Here is a 21,128-nt window from a genome sequence, read left to right on the forward strand (position 1 = left end):
CGCCACGCCACCATCCCCGAAAGCGGGTAACACACGGCCCGTGACCCACGCCACGCCTACACTGAGCAGATGCTGAAATGACCGGTATTCCTACGGGGAGCGCCGGACCCATTCCGTCAGTACAGGCGCTCATCAGGGGAGGAACCATTGTGAAGTCCACTCACCACTCTCGCAGGGCTGGCAAGCCTCGCACGGTCCGCAGCGTAGCGGCCGCTGCGGCGGCGTCCGCCATGCTGCTCACGGGGTGCAGCGGCGGGGAGTCCGGCCCGCCCACGCTCACGTGGTACATCAACCCGGATGACGGCGGCCAGGACGTCCTCGCCCAGCAGTGCTCGGACGCGTCCGGCGGCAAGTACAAGATCCAGACGTCGCTGCTCCCGCGTGACGCGGCGTCCCAGCGCGAACAGCTGGCCCGCCGCCTCGCCGCGGGCGATACGTCCATGGACATCATGAGCCTGGACCCGCCCTACGTCCCAGAGCTCGCGGAACCCGGCTTCCTCGCCAAGCCCCCGCACGACGTCGTCGAGGCGACCACCAAGGACACCCTCGAGGGCCCGCTGGAGGGTGCCAAATGGAACGGCGAGATCGTGGCCATCCCGTTCTGGGCCAACACGCAGCTGCTGTGGTACCGCGAGTCCGCGGCCAAGGCGGCGGGTCTGGACATGTCCGAGCCCGTCACGTGGGACCAGCTCATCAAGGCGGCCAAGTCCCAGGACAAGTACCTGGGCGTGCAGGGCGTGCGCGGTGAGGCCATGTCCGTGTGGGTCAACGGCCTCGTGGAGTCGGCTGGCGGCCAGGTGGTCTCGGACGGCCAGGACGGTCAGGACGCCAAGATCACGTTAGACTCCGACGCCGGCAAGAAGGCCGCGGAGATCATCGGCACCATCGGCAAGGAGGGCCTCGGCGGACCCGGCCTGGCCACCCAGGACGAGAACGCCTCCATGATCCAGTTCCAGGGGGACAAGGGCTCGTTCATGGTCAACTGGCCGTTCATCTACTCGGCCACGAAGGCCTCCGTGGACGAGGGCACCCTCGACAAGTCGGTGCTGGACGACATCAAGTGGACCACATGGCCCCGTGTCGACGCGGATACCGAGGCGCACCCGCCGCTGGGCGGCATCAACCTGGGCGTGGGCGCCAAGTCCGAGAACCAGGACCTCGCGTGGGAGGCCGTGCAGTGCATCGTCTCCCCCGAGCACCAGGCCCAGTACTTCGCGACCAACGGCAACCCGCCGTCCTCCATGAAGGCCTTCGACGACCCCGAGGTCAAGAAGGCGTACCCCATGGCCGACACCATCCGGAAGTCCCTCGACGCCGCGAAGCCCCGCGCGCAGACCCCGTACTACAACGAGATCTCCACGGCCATCCAGCAGAACTGGACCCCGCCGGCGGAAGTCACCGAGGACACTCCGCGTGAGACCACCGAATTCATCCAGGAAGTCCTGAAGGGAGATGCGCTGTTGTGAGTAGCACCGTCGATTCGCGCGCTCGCGCGTCCACGCCGGAGGAGTCCCGCCGTAGAGGCCATCTCTCGGACCGGGCCCGTTCGGAGCGGAAACTGGGGTGGCTGCTCGCCGGCCCCGCGTTCGTGATCATGCTCCTGGTCACGCTGTACCCCATCGTCCAGGCGTTGTGGGACTCGCTGTTCTCCTTCCGGCTCACCGCACCCGGTGACAAGGAGTTCGTGTTCCTGGGCAACTACTCCACGGCCCTGTCGGATATCGTGTTCTGGCGGGACCTGGGCGTGACCCTGCTGATCACCGTGGTCACGGTGGTCGTGGAACTCGTCCTGGGCCTCGCCCTCGCGCTCGTGATGCACAGCGCGATCAAGGCCACGCGCGGCCTGCTGCGCACCGCCATCCTGGTGCCCTACGGCATCATCACGGTGGTCTCCGCGTTCGCGTGGTTCTACGCCTTCGACATCACCACCGGCTACGTGAACAACTGGCTCTCGTGGCTGCCCATGATCGGTCCGGACTTCAACTGGTTTGCCTCCGCGGGCCCGTCCCTGTTCGTGATCATGGCCTCGGAGATCTGGAAGACCACCCCGTTCATCTCGCTGCTGCTGCTCTCCGGGCTCGCACAGGTCCCCGGTGAGCTCACCGAGGCCGCCCGTGTGGACGGCGCCTCGGCATGGCAACGCCTGAGCAAGGTGGTCCTGCCGAACATGAAGGCCGCCATCATGGTGGCCGTGGTGTTCCGCGCCCTGGACGCCTTCCGCATCTTCGACAACGTCTTCATCATGACCAAGGGCCAATACGGCACCGAGACGCTCTCGCTGCTCGCGTACCGCACGTCCATCGGTCGTCTGGAAATCGGCCTTGGTTCGGCCATCTCGGTGATCCTGTTCATCTGCGTGATGCTGATCGCGCTGGTGGCCATCAAGGTCTTCAAGGTGGACCTCACCGGTGGCTCTGGGAAGGGGAAGTAACCGCCATGTTGAGCACCAAGCAAAAAATCGGATGGACCGTCATCAGCATCGCGGTGCTGGTCTACGCGCTTTTCCCCGTCCTGTCCATCCTGATGACGTCCTTCAAATCCTCCTCGGACCTGAACTCGGGCAAGTTCATCCCCACGAAGTTCGTCACGAGCAACTACGAACAGATCTTCGTGGGCGATGCCAAGGACCTGTTCCTGCCGGCCCTGTGGAACTCGATCGGCATCTCACTGATCTCCACGTTCGTGGCCGTCGTGCTCGCGACACTGTGCGCCTACGCGATCGCACGCCTGGACTTCCCGGGCAAGAAGATCGTGCTGACCACCGCACTGATGGTCTCGATGTTCCCGGTGATCTCCATCGTCACGCCGCTGTTCAACCTGTGGCGCCAGGTGGGGCTCTACGACACGTGGCTCGGCCTGATCATCCCCTACCTGTCCCTGACCCTGCCGATCTCCATCTGGACCCTGGCGGCGTTCTTCCAGCAGATCCCCTGGGACCTGGACCGCGCGGCCCAGGTGGACGGCGCCACCACGTGGCAGGCGTTCCGCAAGGTGATCGTGCCGCTCACGCTGCCGGGTGTCTTCACCACGGCGATCATCGCGTTCTTCATCGCGTGGAACGACTTCGTGTACGGCATCGGCCTGACCTCGACCTCCGCGGCGCGTCCCGTCCCGGCGGCACTCGCGTTCTTCACCGGCGCCTCGCAGTTCGAGGCCCCTGCGGGCGCGATTTCCGCGGCGGCGATCATCGTGACCATCCCTGTGGTGCTGCTCGTTCTGGCGTTCCAGCGCCAGATCGTCTCAGGCCTGACCCAGGGCGCGGTCAAGGGCTGAGCACGCCGCACCATCCACGCTTAGACATAGATAGGACTGAGTAGATATGGCAGCAATCACCATGGAACACCTCGTCAAGAAGTACGACGACGGTTTCCCCGCGGTCAACGACATCTCCATCGACGTCGCCGATGGCGAGTTCCTGATCCTCGTGGGCCCCTCCGGCTGCGGAAAGTCCACGCTCCTGCGCATGGTCGTGGGCCTCGAGGACATCACCTCCGGGGACCTGAACATCAACGGGGTGCGCGTCAACGACAAGCAGCCGCGTGATCGCAACCTCTCAATGGTGTTCCAGAACTACGCGCTGTACCCGCACCTGTCGGTGTACGAGAACATCGCCTTCCCGCTGCGCCTGTCCAAGGGGCAGTTCAGCGAGGAAGAGATCGACCGCAAGGTGCGCGAGGCGGCGGACACCCTGGACCTCAACGAACACCTCGAGCGCAAGCCGGCGAACCTCTCCGGCGGTCAGCGCCAGCGCGTGGCCATGGGGCGCGCGATCGTGCGTGACGCGGACGCTTTCCTCTTCGACGAACCCCTGTCCAACCTGGACGCCAAGCTGCGCGGCCAGATGCGCACGGTGATCGCGCAGCTGCAGCGCCGCATGGGCATCACGTCGCTGTACGTGACCCACGACCAGACCGAGGCCATGACCCTCGGTGACCGTGTGGCCGTGCTCAAGCGTGGTCAGCTCCAGCAGATCGCGTCCCCGCGGGAGCTCTACGAACAGCCCGTCAACCTGTTCGTGGCGGGGTTCATCGGCGCTCCGTCCATGAACTTCATCCCGGCGCGCGTGAACGGCTCGGTGTTCCACACCCCGATCGGGGACATCGAGGTTCCGGAGCGCGTGCAGGGCAAGCTCACGAACGCCCCCGAGATCGTGCTGCTGGGCCTGCGCCCGGAGCACTTCGAGGACGCGAAGTTCGTGGACGAGACGAAAATCCCCCACGGGACCGTCTTCGACTCCGAATTCACGCACACCGAGTGGCTGGGCAACCAGCAGTACGGCTACATCCACTACCAGCAGGATGCCGCCGTGCAGCACAAACTCAACGAGCTGGCCCAAGAGCTGGACGCTGACGAGATGCCCGCCCAGGTGGTCGTCTCCCTGGACGCGTCCTCCCGCATCCGCGGTGGCTCCACGGCAAAGATCTGGCTGGACAGCCGCAAGATGCACGTGTTCAACCCGGAGACGGGCGAGAACCTCACGCGTGACGCGGAGGCCGGTGCGGAGCTGACCCGCGAGGCCAACGAGGAGCGCAAGGCGGAGATCGAGCGTTCGCGTCGGCACGTGGGCTCGGCGGGTTCCACCGAACGGTCCGACGGCGCGGTCACCGGCAACCACATGGACGGCAGCACCGCCGCTCGCTGAGCATCCGGCACGGGCCGTGGCACACCGCGGCCCCGCCGACCGTACGACGGCCGGTCCCCGAGAAGGGGGTCGGCCGTCGTCGTACCCGGAACCGCCCGGGCCCGCTCGGGCGCCACGCTCCGCGGCCGAGCCGGAAGGCGGAAGGCGCGGGGCACGTCTCCGCCCGGCCCCCGAAAGGAACCGAGCGACCTCGTCGCCCAGGGAACCGAACGTCGTCGTGGTCCAGGGCAGCGCTGGAGGCGCCACGGCCCGCGGTGGGACCCGAAGCCGGGGGTCAGAGCCCGGCCTGGCCCCTGCACGGGAACCGAGCGCCGTCGCACCCGGACGGCTCTGCTGCCGACTGGGGCGGGTGTATCAGGCGGGGCCCCGCGTGAAGGCCCACCACACGAACAGGGCGACCGCCGCGATCAGCGCGCACGACGTCGCGACGTAGCGCACACGCGGGTAGCGCACCCGCCACGCGACGAGCCGGGGCCAGTGCTCCGTGAGCTGCGCCGGCGTGGCCCGCTGGAAGTTGACGTGCTGGGCGCCGCTCGCCCGGGCCAGCTCGTCCAGGGTGCGCGCGTCCCAGACCGTCCCGTCCAGGAAGAGCGCCGAGCGCCCGGCCTGGGTGACGAACCAGAGGCAGGGTCGACCGCGGGACCCGCGGCTGCGCGGGCGCGCCGCGAGCAGCGTCCGGACCGTGACCACCTGGGCGATCCGCTCGCGGGGCACGGCCCGGAAACCGACCCAGCGGGAGAGCAGGACGTGGTGCGCGGTGAGCACCACGAGCGCGGGGCGCAGGTAGGCGTAGGCCGTCACGAGGCCCACGAGGGCGAGCAGGAGCAGCACGCCCATCGCGGGGCCGGCCGGGCGGCGGTACCCGATCACGAACACCGCGACGACCACGAGCAACAGCGGGGGAAGTGCCGCGCCGAGCCGGCGGCCGTACGACCCCATTCGGGGGTGGAACACGTGTTCCGGTGCCCCGTACTTCGCCGGGATCTGTCGGATGGTTTCCGCCATGAGCCGCCCTCGTGCCTGCCGTCCTCGGGGATCACACCGGAGTGGGCGATCGCGCCGTCCGGGGGCGGTGCCCCCGCGCCGCCCGGTTCAGCCTAGCGGCCCGGCAGCGGGCGGGTCATCGCCGGGACACGCGGGGCCCGCTCCCCGGGACGTCCACTAGCGTGGGGACTCATGGAACCCAGTGAACGCATCGTCAGGGCCGTGGGGGCATGGTTCGTCCTGATCCTGCTGGCGCTCGCGGGTGCGGCTGTGACCATTGCGCTCGTTAACAAGTACGCGTACGGGCCCGAGACGGACGTACGCGATTACTTCCAGGCACTCCAGGCCGGCGACGGCGGCAAGGCCCTGGGGTTGCTCAACGCCCAGGTCCCGGACTCCAACGCGGCCCTGTTGGACGGCGAACCCCTGGCCGAGGCGAGCAAGGGACTCGAGGACGTGTCCGTGCGCACCGTCGCGTTGTCCGGGGACCGGGCGGTGGTGCGGGCGAGCTACACGCTGAACGGTCATGAGGTGTCCTCCGAGTTCACGCTCCACCCCGCGGAGACGCAATGGGGGTTCTTCACGGTGTGGGACTTCGATCCCTCCACGCTGCCCACCATGAACGTGGCCATGCCGGGTTCCACCGCGGTGGACATCAACGGCGCGTCCGTGGCGCTCCCCGGGTCCTCCCGTGAGTTCGCGGTCTTCTACCCCGGGATCTACACGGGCTCCTACACCTCCCCCATGGTGCGCGCCGAGCCGCAGGAGGTGGCCGTGAGCGACGCCCGGGAGAACACCACCATGAAGCTCGAGGCCGAGCCGTCCGAACGCCTCACCCACCAGGTGGACAAACAGATCCACGAGCACCTGGACGAGTGTGCCGCACAGGACAGCCTCTACCCCGCGGGATGCCCCTTCTCCTATCAGTTCGACGGACGCATCCAGGGCCGCGTCTCCTGGAGCATCAAGGACTACCCCACGCCCTACGTCTCCTTGGAGGACGCCGCCGCGGGCCGCTGGCACGTGCCCGACAGCCGGGGGATCGCGCGCATCGAGTTCACCGCGGTGGACCTCTATGACGGCACCACATCCCAGGTCACCGATGAGGTCCCGTTCCTGCTGAGCGCGGACGTGAGGGTCACCGGGGACGAGGTGACCCTCACGCCGCGCTGACGGGCGGACGCCGCGCTGACGGGTGTGCCCCGGGTGCATCTGCGCCCGGGGCGGGTGGTGGGAGACGGATTGGGCGGGGCGTGGGAGAAGGACGGGCCGTGGTGCCCGTGGGCCCCGCTCAGTCCGTTCCGCGCAGGTCCAGCGTGAGTCCTGCCGGGGCCTGCGGGTCCACCGTGAACGGGATCCCCCAGTCCTGCTGGTACAGGTGGCACGCCGCGTGCTCCGGGATCTCCCCGTCCGGGGAGCCGTCGCACGCCGCCGCGCGGGCCGTGATGTGCAGGACCCCCTCCGTGACACCGTCCGCGATCCGCAGGGAGCGGGTCAGCCCCTGGGCGGTCCCGTCACCCTGCACGAGCGCGTCCTCCGGGGACGAGGACACCTTCAGCTGCGTGGGATCACCCCACCGGGTGTCGAGCTTCTGACCCGTGGGGGCCGAGAACCGCACCGTGAGCTCGAGCTCCCCGGGGGCCACCGGCGTGCGCTTGCGCTGCATGCTGGCCGCACCCTCGTCTACGGTCTGGGCCTGCTTGGGCACCGCCACCCGCACGAGGCGGTGGGCATTGGCCTCCACGACCACCAGGACGGGCTCGTCGTGGCTCGTGTCGAGCAGGACGTCGGAGGGCTCAGCGAGTCCGCGGGTCAGCGTGGAGACCTCACCGGTTGCGGGGTCGAACCGGCGCACCGCACCGTTGTAGGTGTCGGCCACGGCCACGGATCCGTCCGGGAGCACGCACACCCCCAGGCAGTGCTGGAACCGTGCCTGATCGGCCGGCCCGTCCCGGAACCCGAAGTCGAACAGTCCGAGTCCCACGGCGGATTCCACCGATGCGGACCCGTCCTCGCCGAAGCGCACGCTGCGCAGCGCGGAGGACTCGGAGTCCGCGACCCACACGGCCCCGTGGGCGTCTTGAGCCAGGCCGGAGGGCTGGGCGAACCAGCTCTCGGGCGCGGAACCGTCGCGCAGTCCCTCGTCCCCGGTCCCGGCCAGCACGGCGAGCGCCCCGGTGCGCGGGTCGAACGAGAACAGTTGGTGCGTCCCGGCCATCGCGACCACCAGGGTGTCCGCGGCGTCGGACCACGTCACGTCCCACGGGGAGGACAGCGCCACGGACGTGGCCGGGGCATCCTGCGGGATCTCGTTGGGGTCCACGCCGCGCGCGCGGGCGTCGTCGAGCAGGCGCTGGACGCCATTGCCCGCCAAAGTGCGCACCGCGCCGGTGCCCAGTTCCACGCCGCGCAGCCGGTGGTTGACGATGTCCGCGACCACGAGGTCGTAGCCGACGTCGGCACGCACGCGCTCGGGGAGCACCGCGATGCCCTGGGGTTCGTTGAACCGCGCGGCGTCCCGGGGGCCGTCCGCCCAGCCCTTGGTGCCCGAACCGATGGCCCGACGAACCGTGGTGAGGTCCTCCTCGAGCTGGACCAGGCGGTGGTGACCGGTGTCGCTGACCATGAAGGAACCGTCCGGAAGGACCACGACCTTGCCGGGGAAGCGCAGGTCCCCCTCGGGCTGCGGGCGCGGGACGTAGGGGCCGTCCCCGCGGTGCAGGGTGCCCTTGGCGTCGTGCTCGGCCACGAGTTCGGACACGAGGGATTCCAGCCCCTGGACGTGGCCCTCACCCGAGAGGTGCGCCACGATGTACCCCTCGGGATCCACGACCACCAGGGTGGGCCACGCGCGCGCCGTGTAGGCGTCCCACGTGCTCAACCGGGGGTCGTCGAGCACCGGGTGGGTGATCTCGTAGCGATCCACCGCCGCGGCCAGTGCGTCCGGGTCCGCCTCGTGCTCGAACTTGGGGGAATGCACACCCACGGTCACGAGCACGTCCGCGTACTTCTCCTCGAGGGGGCGCAGCTCGTCCAGCACGTGCAGGCAGTTGATGCAGCAGAAGGACCAGAAGTCCAGGATCACGATCTTGCCCCGCAGCGCCTGCAGGTCCAGTCGCTCACCGCCGGTGTTCAGCCAGGCTCTGCCCTCAAGTTCCGAGGCGCGGACGGGTGTGTTCATGCGTGCGGAGGTCACGGTGTCTGGGTCCTTCCACCGGGGGTCAGGGGTTTCTTCCTGGGACAACGTTATCCACGGGGCAGAGCTTCCCGTGCGTTACGTGACGTTCCCGAACACCCCGCGGACCCGTCCGCCACCCGCCCGGCCTCGCCCGCGCCCGTCCCGGCGGACGTCAACGACGCCGCTCGTCCCGCTCCGCGAGCTCGGCCATCATCTCGTTGTAGGCGCGCAGTTCGGCGTCGTCCGTGCGATCGGCCTGCCGGTCCACCCGGCGGTTCTCCTTGGCGCCCTCCATGGCCCACAGCACGGCCACGATGACGGCGAGCAGGAACGTGGGGAACTCGCCGATCCCCCACATGAGCATGCCGCCGAGCTGCTGGTCGTCCAGGGCGCTGGGACCCCACGGGCGGCCCATGTTGCCGAACCACGAGGCCTGCAGCACCGTGGTCAGGCTCATGATGCTGATGCCGATGAACGCGTGCGCGGCCATGGTCGCGAGCAGCAGCACGAGACGCATGGGGTAGCTGGGCCGGCGCGGGATGGGGTCGATGCCGATCAGCACGAGCGCGAACATGTACCCCGTGAACAGGAAGTGCACCATCATGAACTCGTGGCCCACGTGGTAGCGCAGCGTGAAGCGGAACAGGTCCGTAAAGTAGAACAGCACGATCGAGAACGCGAAGTTCGCGGCCGCGAAGATCGGGTGCGTCACGATCCTGCCCCACGTGGAGTGCACGAGACGCAGGATCCACTCACGCGGGCCGCGGGTACCGTCCCGGCGTGGTTCGAGGGCCTTGAGCACCACGGTGACGGGGGCGCCCGAGACCAGGAACAGCGGCACGATCATGGTCAGGCTCATGTGCTCGACCATGTGGGCGGAGAACAGCACGCGGGCGTAGACCGCCACCCCGCCGCTCGTCGCGTAGAGCAGTGTCGCCAGACCCACGAACCAGGACACGGTGCGCAGCACGGACCACGAGTCCCCGCGGCGCCACACCTTGATCGCGGCCCACAGGTACACCACGGCCAGGAACACGACCACGGCCACCCAGAACCAGTCCAGACGCCACGTGGTGAACCAGCGGGCGAACGTGGGCTCCGGGGGCAGTTCGTACCACGTGAGGATCCGCGCCGGGGAGGCGTCCGGTGCGAGCTCCTCCGGGACGGGCGGGGCGGTGCGGCTCAGGGCCGTGGCGATGCCCATGAGCAGCCCCATGAGCACCACTTCCACCACGAGCACGCGCCACATGGTGGCCGCGCGGGACCGGGAGCCGTCCGCGACCCCGGGGATCAGCCACTGCCGGTGCGCGAAACCCGCCAGGGCCAACAACAGGGTCAGCACGAGTTTGGTGAGCGCCAGGATCCCGTAGGAAGACGTCAGCTGCTCCCACGTTCCGATGCGCACCGCGGCATTGATGATCCCGGAGAGCAACACCAGCAGGTAGCAGCCCAGAGCCACCACGGAGTAGCGCCGCAGTACGACCGCGAGCAGGGGTTCGGTGTGGCGGGAGCCCCCGCGGCCGCTGACCGTGAACTCGCGGGACAGCAGCGGTCCCACCCAGATCAGCACCAGCAGCCCGCCAACCCACAGGCACACTCCCAGCAGGTGCAGCCCCAGGGAGTTCACCGCACCCATGTGGTCCGCACCGCCTGCGGCGTGACCGTTGAGGGCCAGCGCCACGATCGCCACGAAGGACAGCGCGAGGGTGCAGAACAGTCCCAGCAGCGCACGCACGCCGAACACCAGGGTCGTGACCACGGCGGCCACCATCACGATCGCCGCTTGGGACTGGCCCGTGGCGATCCCGGTGATGTAGTGCAGCAACTGTTGGGTGTAGTTGCCCCCCGTGCCGATACCGGATCCGGAGACGTCCGAGTACGTGAAGATCAGCACGGCCACGGCCGCCACGGTCCACACCACGGCCGCGGCCTCCACGAGCTGCATGACGCTGCGGAAGACCGGGTGTTCCGGTTCGCCCGCCTGGTCCTTGCTGTTGCGCGGTGGCCGTTTCCGGGAGCGGTCCGCGAACCGGGGCACCACGCCGATCGCCAGCAGCAACCCGCCCATCACCACCGTCATCGCGATGTTGTGGACGGTTTCCACCACGGGCAGCCCCCAGCGCACGAGCGTTCCCGGGTCCGCGACCTGCCGGGGGGCGGCCGCTCCCCCGTAGACCAGGGCCGCGGTCATCCCGATCATGGCCGCGACGAGCACGACCGTGATGGTCCACGGGCTCACGCTCACCGCTCCCGCGGGAGCGGTCCCGCCGTTCGGTGAACTCGCACCGTTCGACGAGCTCGCGCCCCTCGACGAGCCGGCGCCGAGCGGGCGTCCGGCATCCGGCGCGCTGTCGCGCTCACGGCCGGGAGCGACGTCGCCCCGCGAACCGTCCCGGCGCGGGCCGGTGTCCCTGGTGCGTGCGCTGGTACTCATCGTGGCGTTCCTCCGGCCCGTTGATTCTCTCGTTGTGCTGCTCCGCGCGCGGGGGTCACATGAACAACGTGTCCCCGATGAACCCCCCCGCTTCGCAACCCGGCGGGACAGCGAACACGGCGGATCCGATGGGCACGGTCCACGTGTTCAGCATGTCCAACTGCGCCAGCCGCCGCTGGATGGGCACGAACTGTTTCACGGGGTCTGACTGGTAGGACGCGAAGATCAGCCCCGTGTTGGACACACCGCCCCGGACGTCCCCGGAGCGGCTGTGCCCGGACGCGTCACTCACCGCCAGATCGTAGTTGTACACCCTGCGGAAGATCTTCTCATCCGGGTTGTCGCTGCGCGAACGCCGCACATGACTGTAGGACGAGATGACCGGGAATCCCAGGGGACCCTTGGCCTCGAAGTCCGGTTCGTCGTGCTCGGCGGCGCCCGTCAACGGTGCGCCGTTCGACAACCGGCGCCCCACCGAGTCCTCGCGCGCGGGGGTGTCGGCCTCGTCCCACGTGTCCAGGTTCATGTGGATCCGCCGGATCACCACGGATGTCCCGTTCTCGATCCACGGGGTGAACCCGCCCTGACCGTAGACGACCTTCTCGTGATCAGCCTCCCCCGGGTACGGGTTCACGGTGCCGTCCACCTGACCGAAGAGGTTGCGCGTGGTCTGACCGTCCGGGGTGGCGCCCACGGTGTTGCGGAACCCGTCCTGCACCCAGCGCACGGTCGCGAAGGACCGGACGTCCTTGAGCAGCACCCGCTGGGCGTGGGCCATGGTCAGCTTGTCGTCGCAGCACAGCTGCAGCAACAGGTCCCCCTGATTCCACCGGTCCTGCAGTTTGTCGATCGTGAAAGCGGGCAAGGGCTTGAGCCATTGCGGGGCCCGGTCGGCGTCGATCACGGCCATGGCCCGCGGTCCGAAACCCACCGTGACGGTCAGCCGCGAGGGGTTCTGGGCGAGCCAGGGTTCCTGGTCGTTGACGGGGGCGGTGCCCTGCGTGAGGGCCGCGGCGTCGTCCGTGAGCACGCGCAGCAACCGCCGCAGTGCGTCCCGGTCCACGTCCCGGTGCAGGTTCAGGGCGATGAACACGCAGAACGCCTGCGGCAGCGTGGCCACGCCCGCCTGTCGTGGGCCGTGGAAGGCTTCGGTCCGCAGCCCGGGCCGTTGGCTGTCCTGTCCCGCCGCCGCGAGCCGGGGGTCCTCGGCGCCGAGGGCCGCAGCGGAAACCGCCCCGAGTCCCGTGGCGCCGGCGCCGGCGACCGCGCCCGTGAGCAACGATCGCCGGCTCCACCCCGAAGCGGAAGGGCCCCGATCAGTGGTCATGACACGTGGGCAGTGCGCTCGAGGATGGACTCGTGCTCATGCCCTCGTGCGACCCGTGGTCGTGGGCGGCATCCGACGACGAGTGTCCGCCCCCCGAGCCGTGCTCGCCTCCGTGGCCCGCGTGCTCGTCCTCGCCGGGCGCGTACCGCTCCTTCGCGCCCGTGAAGTCGCGCACCGGGACGGTGACGTCCCGGATCCCGCTGTCGGTGCGCAGCTGCAGCGTGAGGTCACTACCGGCCTTGAGCGAGCACGTGAGCCCCATGAGCATGATGTGATTGCCGCCCGGCTTCAGGTCCAGGCTCTCCCCCGGTGCGAGGGTGAAGCCACCCTCCATCTGCCGCATCTGTGTGGCGCCGGAGCCGCCGTCCGCCACGGTCTCGTGCAGCTCGACCGAGCGCGCGACGCCGTCCGCGCCCGCCCCGGTGAACGTGACCTCCTGCCCGGAGATGTTCGTGAGCTTGCCGAACACGGCGGTCATCCCGGAGTCGGCCGCCTTGGCCCAGCCGTCGCTCAGTTCCAGGGGCGCGGCGGCGGTGCTGTGCGTCGCGGAGTCCGTCCCCGCGGGCGACGCCGCCTCCCCACCCTGCGCCGAGCACCCGCTCAGCGTAGCCAGGCCGAGGCCCAAGACGGCCACAGCGGCCAGCGCACGGCGCGGGGCGGGAACGGACGTGGTGTTCAGGTTGTAGTTCATATGTGAGTCCTCAGGAGTGAATCGTGCTCCGGCTCGCCCGTCCGCTGCGCGTGTCGTCGGACGCGGCGTCGAGTGACGCGGCACTGCGCCTACTCGACACCGGGACCATGCCCGCTCGACAGACGGGCTGTGCCCACTCGATGCCCGAGCCACAGGCCGCTCCCTGAGTACCGGGGTGCCAGAGCAGCCGGTGTCGTACGAACGGTGCTCGTCCGAGCGGCAGCGCGGTCACGTCCGTCGATCACATCGAGCCGGTATCGAGTCAGCGGTGGGCCGAGTCAGTGACGGGCCGCATCAGCGGCGCGCCGGAACGCGTGAGCGCGGCGGCGGGAGCCTGACGAGAAAAGGATGATCCGGGCGGGCCGCCCGGATCAGGGAATCAGCGCTGCTTGGGGCGGGTGGCGAAGGCCAGGATCACCAGCAGCAGGACCAGCGCGATGGCGCCACCGGCCACGGGCAGTACCCAACTCGGGATGCCCGTGCCGCTCACGTCCTCCTGGGCTCCGTTCGCATCCTGGGCCGCGCCCTGGGAGGCGTCCGCAGAGGCCACGGGGGCCGGGGACGCAGCGGTCGCGGCGCCGTCGCCCACGGTGTACGTGAACGTGCCTTCGATGGGGTGCCCGTCCTGGGAGACCACGCGCCACGTGACCGTGTAGGTCTCGTCCTCGCCCCCGCCCTCGCGCAGAGGCTGGGACACCGTGGTGTTCTGCGCGGCCAGCGTGCCGCGCGTCATGTCCGTGCCGTGGGAGTCGGTGACCCGGACCTCGCTGCCGATGTCCTGGATGTTCCCGGAGAACGTCAGTTCGAGCGCCGTGGGGGCCTTCTCGAGCTTCGCGCCGGCCTGCGGGTTGGTCCGCACAAGTTCGTCGTGGGCGCTCGCGGGCCCCGCCGTGGTGACGACCAGCGCGAGGGCCAGCAGCGCGGCGAACAGGGCCGCGAGCGACGTCGCCGAACGTTGCGAAAGGCGGGCGTGCGGCGCGGCCGACGACGCCGCGGTGTCACCCGTCCGCGCCGGGGTCCGCAGAGTGGGCCGTGGCTGAGGTGGTGTTGAGTACGAAGGGTTCATGGGTGTTCTCTCCTGCGCCCTGGGGCGTGGGGGCCGCGAGGTGGGCTGCCGATGGATGCGATGGATGCTCGGGGCGGCATCGGATCCAGGGGTGTCCCCGCCGATGCCTAGGCGAGGGCGGGCGGTCCGCGGTATCCGCAGACGGAGGAGAGCAGGAGCTGATCGGCCAGGGCGCGCGGCGAGGTCCAGGAGGTCCGCCGCGGCACGGCCGTGGTGACCGGGCGCAGGGCCAGGACAAGGAGGCGCAGCACGCGCAGGGACACGGCGTCCAGCAGGCGGAACGCCGCGGTCTCGCCGTGGCGCAGCAGAGCGTAGGTGGCCACGGCCGCCACGGCGTGGGCGGCGAGCATGCCGCACCCGTGATGCGCCGCGGGCAACACCGAGATCACCACGGCGGGACCGTCCGCCGTGGGGGCCGCGTGGTGGTGGGTGTAGTCGATCGCGTGGACCATCCCGCCGGACTGGGCGTACAGGGTGTGCAGCAGCGCCTGACTCAGCAGGACGCTACCGGCCACGCTCCAGCGTGAGAGCACCCGTCCCGCCAGCAGCATGCACAGCGGGGCCGCCAGACACATGGACAGCGCGATGATCAGCGGGGAGGGCCAGGTCCCGTCCACCGCGGCGTGCGAACCGGCCGCAAGAGTGGTGGCCACGAAGGCGACCATCCAGCCCCGGGCAAGTCGGCGCGCGCGAGGGGACACCGAACACCTCCGGGACTCACGGGGAAAGGATGGGATTCCATTATGCGCCACCGCGCGGGGAACCACGAACCCGGCGGCCCGCGGAAGAGGTGGAGTGGCGCACATGTGGAAGGGACCGTTCACGGAGTGAGTGAACGGTCCCTTCGAGCACCGGGTCCTGGGACCCGCTGGTCTTACCTCACTTGGAGGAAACAGCAGCCTTCAGCTTGGAGCCCGCGGTGAGCTTGACACCGTGGCCAGCCGGGATCTGGATGGCCTCGCCGGTTTGCGGGTTGCGACCCTGACGTGCGGCGCGATCGGTGCGCTCCACGGAGAGCCAGCCGGGGATGGTGATCTTCTCGCCCTTGGAAACGGAGCTCTCGAAAACCTGGAACAGGGAGTCGAGAACGCCGTTGACGGCGGCCTGGGTGCTACCGGACTTCTCGGCAACCTCTGCGACGAGTTCGCTGCGGTTCATAGCCATGTGCTTGTCCTCCTGGACTGGGTTGGCATTCGCTGGGGAAGGGGCGACCGGGGGTCGGGTCCTTCCGGTGCAGAAATTACCAGCTGGACTTGTAGATACCGGGCAATTCGCCGCGGTGAGCCATGTCGCGGAAGCGCACGCGGGAGATCCCGAAGCGCTGGAAGGTGCCGCGGGGGCGACCGTCGATCTGGTCGCGGTTGCGCACGCGCACGGGGGAAGCGTCACGGGGGAGCTTCTGCAGACCCAGGCGGGCCTCCTCGCGAGCCTCGGGGGACGCGTTCTCGTCCACGAGGGTCTTCTTCAGTTCAGCGCGCTTGGCGGCATAACGCTCGACGACGACCTTGCGCTGCTCGTTCTTGGCGATCTTTGACTTCTTGGCCATGTCTCAGCGCTCCTCGCGGAAATCGACGTGCTTGCGGACCACCGGGTCGTACTTCTTCATGACGAGGCGATCGGGGTTGTTGCGGCGGTTCTTACGGGTGACGTAGGTGAACCCGGTACCGGCCGTGGACTTGAGCTTGATGATGGGACGTACGTCCTTGTCCTTGGCCATCTCAGATCTTCTCCCCACGTGCGATGAGTTCGTTGACCACGGCGTCGATGCCGCGCGCATCGATGACCTTGATGCCCTTGGCGCTCAGGTTGAGCGTGACGTTGCGACGCAACGAGGGCACCCAGTAACGCTTCTTCTGGATGTTCGGGTTCCACCGACGCTTGGTGCGGCGGTGCGAGTGCGAGATGCTGTGGCCAAAGCCCGGCTGGGCCCCGGTCACCTGGCAGTGCGCTGCCATAGTGTTCTCCTCCAATGTCCAATGTCGACGAAATGACGGCACGCATGGTCGCCGCCGAGCGGTTTCCCGCCGGCAGCCATAGCCAAGAGTGGTCCGTCACCTCAAGAAAATGCCACCGTTCGCGCGCCGGGCGTGATGGGTTTACCCCGCGGCAGTACCGGTCAGGGCACTCGCTACGACGAAGACGGTGAAGATCAAGGCGCCGGTAGATGGACTCCACCACACGACAGCCTTAGATTCTAGGCTTCTACGGACTCGCTCGCAAATCCGAAGGCGGAAGCGGTGCGATTGCGCGCCCCTCGATCCTAGCCGCTGGTTCGCAACGGACCAACTCGTCCGCCCCGCCGTGACAGGCTCCACGAACGGCGCACCCAGGGGAGAATCCCTCCGGCAAGAGCCCCCGGAAAAGCCGCCGAAGAACACAACGGGAAACACGCGAGGGTGGCGGTCCGTCCATGACCCGGTCCGCCACCCCGACACGTTTTCTTCGGCCCCATCCCCTCACCCGGGAGATTAGGTAAGGCAATTCTTACCTAATCCCTCCGGCGGGGCAACCCCCTGACAGGATCGCGCCGGAGCGAGTGCTCAGAACTCGCCCGTGAACGGGTCCGCCACGTCCCGGTGTTCGGGCTGTTCCGGCGCCTTGGCCTTGGGATCCCGGCGATGCGTACCCAGCGCGCCGTTGACCACGTCCACGAGCGAGTTGACCCGCTCGGACCCCGGGAGGGATTCGAGCATCACGGGCCGGCCATCCGAGTCCGCGAGCGGGACCCGCCAATTCGGGTACTCATCGCTCGTGCCGGGCTGGTTCTGGATCCGCTTCTCCCCGACCGCGTCCACGAGGGAGACGTTGATCAACACGGACGGTGCGTCGCACAGGTAGCGGTGGATCGCCTCGATCCTGGCCTGCTCCCCCGGGTCCTCATCCCGGGGCAGATAGCCAGCATCCGCAACCGCGGTGAAGAAAGTGTCCAGCTGACGGCGTGCCTCCTCCCGTTCCTCCTCCGGCGAGCGCGCGAGCAGTCCCAAGTCCTCGCGCAGTTGCAGCTGCACGCCCTCGAGGTAGCCCGCCGTGGGCGGGAGGTCGTGGGTGTTCACGGAGGCCATGCACAGTTCGCGGTAGCGGGAGGGGTCCAGGGGGACGTCCCCGTCCATCTCGAACCACATGATGGAGGTTCCCAGCACGCCCTTGCGCTCCAGGAACTCGCGCACACTGTCCTCCACGGTGCCGAGGTCCTCACCCACGACCACCACGCCGGCGAGCTCGGCCTCGAGGGCCAGGACGCCCACCATGGCCTCGTGGTCGTAGTACACGTAGGTCCCGTCCGAGGCCTGGTTGCCATCGGGGATCCACCACAACCGGAAAAGTCCCGCCACGTGGTCGATCCGCACACCCCCGCCATGACGGAAGATGTTGCCGAGCATCTGCCGCCACGGCCGGTACCCCGCCTCGGCGAGCTTGCGGGGATCCCACGGCGGCTGACTCCAGTCCTGACCCAGCTGGTTGTACATGTCCGCGGGGGCACCCACGCTCACCCCGGGGGCCAGGACGTCCTGCAACGCCCAAGCGTCCGCGCCCTGCTTGTGCACCCCCACCGCGAGATCGTGCACCACACCGATGTCCATCCCGGCCCGGTACGCGGCACGCTGCGCGGCCTCGAGCTGCTCGTCGAGCAGCCACTGCAACCACACATGGAAACTGATCCGGTGGCGCAACCGGGTACGCGCCTCCTGGGCGTACGGCGCCTCCGGGGAACTCGCCTCGTCCCGCCACAGGGGTGAGTCCTCCCCGAGTTCCTCCCGCAGGGCGCACCACAGCGCGAAGTCCTGCAGGGGTTGCCCGGCATGCGCCACGAACGCCTCGAGCTGTTGCTGGCGGTAGGGCGAACGGCGCACGGTGAACAGCAGTTCGAGACTCTTCAGCTTCGCGGCGTAGGCGGAATCGCGGTCGATCGTGCTGGGGTCCAGCACGGCCTTGCGTTGCACCGCGGCGAGTTGGGCCACGACCTCACGGTCCCCGGGACGCAGGTACGGGAACTCCGCGACGTCACTGATCCGCAGGTACAGCGGGTTGAAGAAGCGTCGGCTCGAGGGCAGGTACGGGGAGGGCTCCACGGGAGGCGTGGGTTCCGCGGCATGCAGGGGGTTGATGAGCACGTAGTCCGCGCCCTGCACACCGCTGATGGCGGCCAGGGACGCGAGGTCCGAGAGGTCCCCCACGCCCCACGAGCGGGAGGACATCACCGAGTACAGCTGGGCCATGTAGCCCCACCGGCGGCGCCCGCGCAGCCGGTCCGTGGTGCTGAGGCGCTGCGGGGTCACCGCCACGTCGATGCTATTGCGCTGCCCCGAGCCCGTCCGGGCCTCGAGACGGTACCAGCCCAGCGGGAGGTCTCGGGGCAGTTCGTAGGGCACGCGCTCGCGGACCGTGTCATCGACCTCGCGGGTCTCGGGAGCCACGTCGGGCGCCGGGTGCAGCTCGCGCACCGCGTCCGGATCGTCCTCGGGCCACAACCGCACCCGCACGGTGTCCCCCTGCGTGGTAGCCACGGGCACGATGGCCTCACACTGCTCCTCCGCGATCACCACGGGCGGCAGCAGCTCGCGCCACGGCGCCAGCTCGCGGTCGCGCAGACTGCGCCGCGCGGCGTCGTCGTCCGAGACGTCCGCGCCGAGTGCCGTGAGGACACGGCGCAGCGTCCGCTCCGGCACGGTCTCGACTCCCCCGTCGAAGCCCCGGTACTCGGTGGCCACCCCGTACTCGGTGGCCAAGCGCTGCACAGTCGTTTCCCCTGAAGTTCCTGCGTTCTCCGCCATGCCCCCACTCTAGCCAGCGGGGACGGGTCCCCTCGGTCGACGACGACGCCGCTGTCCACCGGGATCACGCCCGGAGCGCCGCGCGGACACGCCGGACGCGTCGGGGGCGCGTGGTTGACTGGGGGCATGGATACCACCCTGCCCGGCCCGGGCCCGCACTGGCGCCCGCGTGCCGTCGTCTTCGACTGCGACGGCGTGCTCATGGACACCGAGAGCGCGTGGGCGCGTGTGCAGGCCCAGGTCGCCGAATCGTTCGGCGTGACGCTCGACGAGCGCGCGGGCACGTCCCTCATGGGGCTGTCCGCCGCGGACGTGGCCCGGGACATCTCGCGGCGCGCGGCAGCCGTGGCCGAGCAGCGGGGCGAGCCCGCTCCCGGGTTCGATGCCGTGTACGAGCGGCTCGTGCGCACCGAGGAGGACGTGGTCGGTGAGGTCCTGGAACCGTTACCGGGCGCGATCGAGACCGTGCGGGCGTGCGCCCAGCGGGTCCCGGTAGCCGTGGCGAGCAACTCCACCCGCGGGATCCTGGATCGGAAGATGCACGCGATCGGCCTCGCGGACGTCGTCGTGACGTGGGTCAGCGCGCAGGACGTACCCCGCGGCAAACCCGCCCCGGACATCTACGAGGAGGCCGCGCGGCGCCTGGGAGTGGTGCCCGCGGACGCGCTCGCGGTCGAGGACTCCCCCGCGGGCACCGCAGCCGCGGTCGCCGCGGGACTGTGGGTGCTGGGAGTGCCCCACGGCCACGACGAACCCATCACGTCCCACTTCCGGGCGGAGTCGCTGGCCGACCCCGCGGTCGGGGACATGCTGCGGGTGTGGGGACTGCCGCTGTAGGTGCGGGGAGTCCGCAGCTGGGCCCGCTGGACGGACCCCGCGGCGGATCAGCTGTTCCAGAGACCGTAGGTCTCCGCGAGTTCCGAGACCTTCTTGGCGCGCGCGAGGCGCGGGAGGTAGGAACCGTCCGCACCGGCGTGACCGGACTCGGCCTGCTCGATCATCTCACGGGCCCAGCGGATCTCCTGATCACTCGGGGCCAACGCGTGATTGATGCCGTCCGTCTGGTCCGGGTTCAGGCACAGCTTGCCCGTCATGCCCATGGACTGCGTGACCTTGCACGCGGCCTCGAGCTCCGCCCCGGACACCCCGTTGGTGGGGCCGTCGATGGGACCGGGCAGCTCACCCACCCGCGACGCCGTGACCAGGGTCGAGCGCGCGAACGCCAGGGCCATGGGGTCCCCCGAGGCACCGGTGTCACGGCGGAAGTCGCCCACACCGAACGCGAGCCGGAACACGCCCGGGGCGCGCGCGATGTCGTACGCGTTCATGAGGCCCACAGCGGACTCGATCAGTGCGACCACAGGGATTCCCGCGTGGCTCATCATGGCGGTCTTGGTGATGTGGTCCGGGTGCTCGGTCTTGGCGAGCACGATGCCCCGCAGGTTGTCGACCTCATTCAGCGCAGCCAGGTCCTTCTCCCAGTGCGGGGTGGTGATGTCGTTGATCCGCACCCATGCGCTCACGCCCTGGTGCATGGCCTCCATCATGTCCTCACGGGCGCGGTCCTTGTCCTCCTCCGGCACCGCGTCCTCGATGTCCAGGATCACGGAGTCCGCTTCCGAGGCCAGCGCGGGCGCGAACAGCGACGTGTCCGCCGCGGACGTCAGCAACCACGAGCGGGAGAGTCGCGCGGGAAGTGCAGCGGCGCGTTGGTTACGGTACGGGGCCATGGGTCTCCTGGGGAAGTGGGTGGGATCGGTCTGGGGGCGTTCGGGGCGGCTCGTCACACCCCGCGGGACGACGGCGTCAGGGCGCGATTCGTAACCGTGGGATCGGGGTGTCGTTCGGGACCGCGGCGAGCGCCCATCGGGTGCGGTACGGCGGCGGTGCCGCGCGGGTGAAGTCACCCGACACGCGACATCAACCCTAGTACGAGGGGCCATCGAGCGCCGTCGGTCCGGGGCACAAAAGCCCCCGCCGGGGGTTTGTGGGGACCCCACGAGGATGCGCGAACCACCCCGGCGTCGCGCGATG

The 21,128-nt window shown here is 69.4% G+C and carries 19 protein-coding genes; 6 read left to right on the forward strand and 13 right to left on the reverse strand.

Translation table 11 applies throughout. From position 1 onward, the window contains the following. Positions 1-149 precede the first annotated feature (149 nt). The 4 genes from IE157_RS02540 to IE157_RS02555 are packed head-to-tail and all read left to right on the forward strand — an operon-like array spanning position 150 to position 4,642. Entirely contained in the window at positions 150-1,466 is a 1,317-nt protein-coding gene (locus IE157_RS02540) for an extracellular solute-binding protein (RefSeq protein WP_312918465.1), read from the forward strand. After that, a complete protein-coding gene (locus tag IE157_RS02545) occupies positions 1,463-2,431 on the forward strand; it encodes a carbohydrate ABC transporter permease (protein ID WP_131332297.1) in 969 nt (322 codons plus the stop codon). The genes IE157_RS02540 and IE157_RS02545 overlap by 4 nt, the downstream gene beginning before the upstream one ends. A gap of 5 nt (positions 2,432-2,436) precedes the next feature. Continuing rightward, positions 2,437-3,273 (forward strand): carbohydrate ABC transporter permease, encoded by an 837-nt coding sequence (locus IE157_RS02550; protein WP_064847496.1) that lies wholly within the window; start codon positions 2,437-2,439, stop codon positions 3,271-3,273. 46 nt (positions 3,274-3,319) lie between these two features. After that, on the forward strand, positions 3,320-4,642 hold the full coding sequence (locus IE157_RS02555) for an ABC transporter ATP-binding protein (protein ID WP_241246970.1): 1,323 nt from the start codon (positions 3,320-3,322) through the stop codon (positions 4,640-4,642). A gap of 354 nt (positions 4,643-4,996) precedes the next feature. Here IE157_RS02555 and IE157_RS02560 read toward each other — a convergent pair whose 3' ends face one another. Further along, on the reverse strand, positions 4,997-5,647 hold the full coding sequence (locus IE157_RS02560; protein ID WP_064847494.1) for a hypothetical protein: 651 nt from the start codon (positions 5,645-5,647) through the stop codon (positions 4,997-4,999). Between the two features lie 171 nt (positions 5,648-5,818). Here IE157_RS02560 and IE157_RS02565 point away from each other — a divergent pair, with 171 nt between their 5' ends. Continuing rightward, positions 5,819-6,799 carry a hypothetical protein gene (locus tag IE157_RS02565; RefSeq protein ID WP_193519020.1) on the forward strand — a complete coding sequence of 327 codons (981 nt, stop codon included), beginning with the start codon at positions 5,819-5,821 and terminating at the stop codon, positions 6,797-6,799. 118 nt (positions 6,800-6,917) lie between these two features. Here the strand turns inward: IE157_RS02565 and IE157_RS02570 are convergent, their stop codons facing one another. The 11 genes from IE157_RS02570 to malQ form a co-directional block, all read right to left on the reverse strand. Beyond that, positions 6,918-8,807: an NHL domain-containing thioredoxin family protein gene (locus tag IE157_RS02570; RefSeq protein ID WP_193519318.1), complete on the reverse strand. Its 1,890-nt coding sequence runs from the start codon at positions 8,805-8,807 to the stop codon at positions 6,918-6,920. 169 nt (positions 8,808-8,976) lie between these two features. Further along, the gene (locus IE157_RS02575; protein ID WP_318281270.1) at positions 8,977-11,238 is read right to left on the reverse strand and encodes a cytochrome c oxidase assembly protein; all 2,262 of its coding nucleotides are present in this window, start codon (positions 11,236-11,238) and stop codon (positions 8,977-8,979) included. A gap of 55 nt (positions 11,239-11,293) precedes the next feature. After that, positions 11,294-12,565, reverse strand: a complete 1,272-nt coding sequence (locus tag IE157_RS02580) for a Dyp-type peroxidase (RefSeq protein WP_193519021.1) — start codon at positions 12,563-12,565, stop codon at positions 11,294-11,296. Then, a complete protein-coding gene (locus IE157_RS02585) occupies positions 12,555-13,256 on the reverse strand; it encodes a copper chaperone PCu(A)C (protein WP_064847402.1) in 702 nt (233 codons plus the stop codon). The genes IE157_RS02580 and IE157_RS02585 overlap by 11 nt, the downstream gene beginning before the upstream one ends. A gap of 379 nt (positions 13,257-13,635) precedes the next feature. After that, the gene (locus IE157_RS02590) at positions 13,636-14,322 is read right to left on the reverse strand and encodes a copper resistance CopC family protein (RefSeq protein ID WP_193519022.1); all 687 of its coding nucleotides are present in this window, start codon (positions 14,320-14,322) and stop codon (positions 13,636-13,638) included. A gap of 107 nt (positions 14,323-14,429) precedes the next feature. Then, positions 14,430-14,975 (reverse strand): hypothetical protein, encoded by a 546-nt coding sequence (locus tag IE157_RS02595; protein ID WP_318281271.1) that lies wholly within the window; start codon positions 14,973-14,975, stop codon positions 14,430-14,432. Positions 14,976-15,201: 226 nt separating this feature from the next. Beyond that, positions 15,202-15,486 (reverse strand): HU family DNA-binding protein, encoded by a 285-nt coding sequence (locus IE157_RS02600; protein WP_064847404.1) that lies wholly within the window; start codon positions 15,484-15,486, stop codon positions 15,202-15,204. A 76-nt stretch (positions 15,487-15,562) separates the two neighbouring features. After that, a complete protein-coding gene (gene rpsN / locus IE157_RS02605; protein ID WP_064847405.1) occupies positions 15,563-15,868 on the reverse strand; it encodes a 30S ribosomal protein S14 in 306 nt (101 codons plus the stop codon). A gap of 3 nt (positions 15,869-15,871) precedes the next feature. Then, the gene (rpmG, locus tag IE157_RS02610) at positions 15,872-16,039 is read right to left on the reverse strand and encodes a 50S ribosomal protein L33 (RefSeq protein ID WP_012397435.1); all 168 of its coding nucleotides are present in this window, start codon (positions 16,037-16,039) and stop codon (positions 15,872-15,874) included. Position 16,040: 1 nt separating this feature from the next. After that, positions 16,041-16,277, reverse strand: a complete 237-nt coding sequence (gene rpmB / locus IE157_RS02615) for a 50S ribosomal protein L28 (protein WP_012397434.1) — start codon at positions 16,275-16,277, stop codon at positions 16,041-16,043. A gap of 585 nt (positions 16,278-16,862) precedes the next feature. Further along, entirely contained in the window at positions 16,863-19,094 is a 2,232-nt protein-coding gene (gene malQ / locus IE157_RS02620) for a 4-alpha-glucanotransferase (protein ID WP_193519023.1), read from the reverse strand. Between the two features lie 126 nt (positions 19,095-19,220). Here malQ and IE157_RS02625 point away from each other — a divergent pair, with 126 nt between their 5' ends. After that, on the forward strand, positions 19,221-19,931 hold the full coding sequence (locus IE157_RS02625) for an HAD family hydrolase (RefSeq protein WP_193519024.1): 711 nt from the start codon (positions 19,221-19,223) through the stop codon (positions 19,929-19,931). 47 nt (positions 19,932-19,978) lie between these two features. On the opposite strand, the gene IE157_RS02630 is transcribed toward IE157_RS02625, so the two are convergent. Beyond that, positions 19,979-20,824 (reverse strand): HpcH/HpaI aldolase/citrate lyase family protein, encoded by an 846-nt coding sequence (locus tag IE157_RS02630; protein WP_167318053.1) that lies wholly within the window; start codon positions 20,822-20,824, stop codon positions 19,979-19,981. Positions 20,825-21,128: the final 304 nt, after the last annotated feature.

It is taken from the genome of Kocuria marina, assembly GCA_014652975.1.
Lineage (GTDB): Bacteria > Actinomycetota > Actinomycetes > Actinomycetales > Micrococcaceae > Kocuria > Kocuria marina.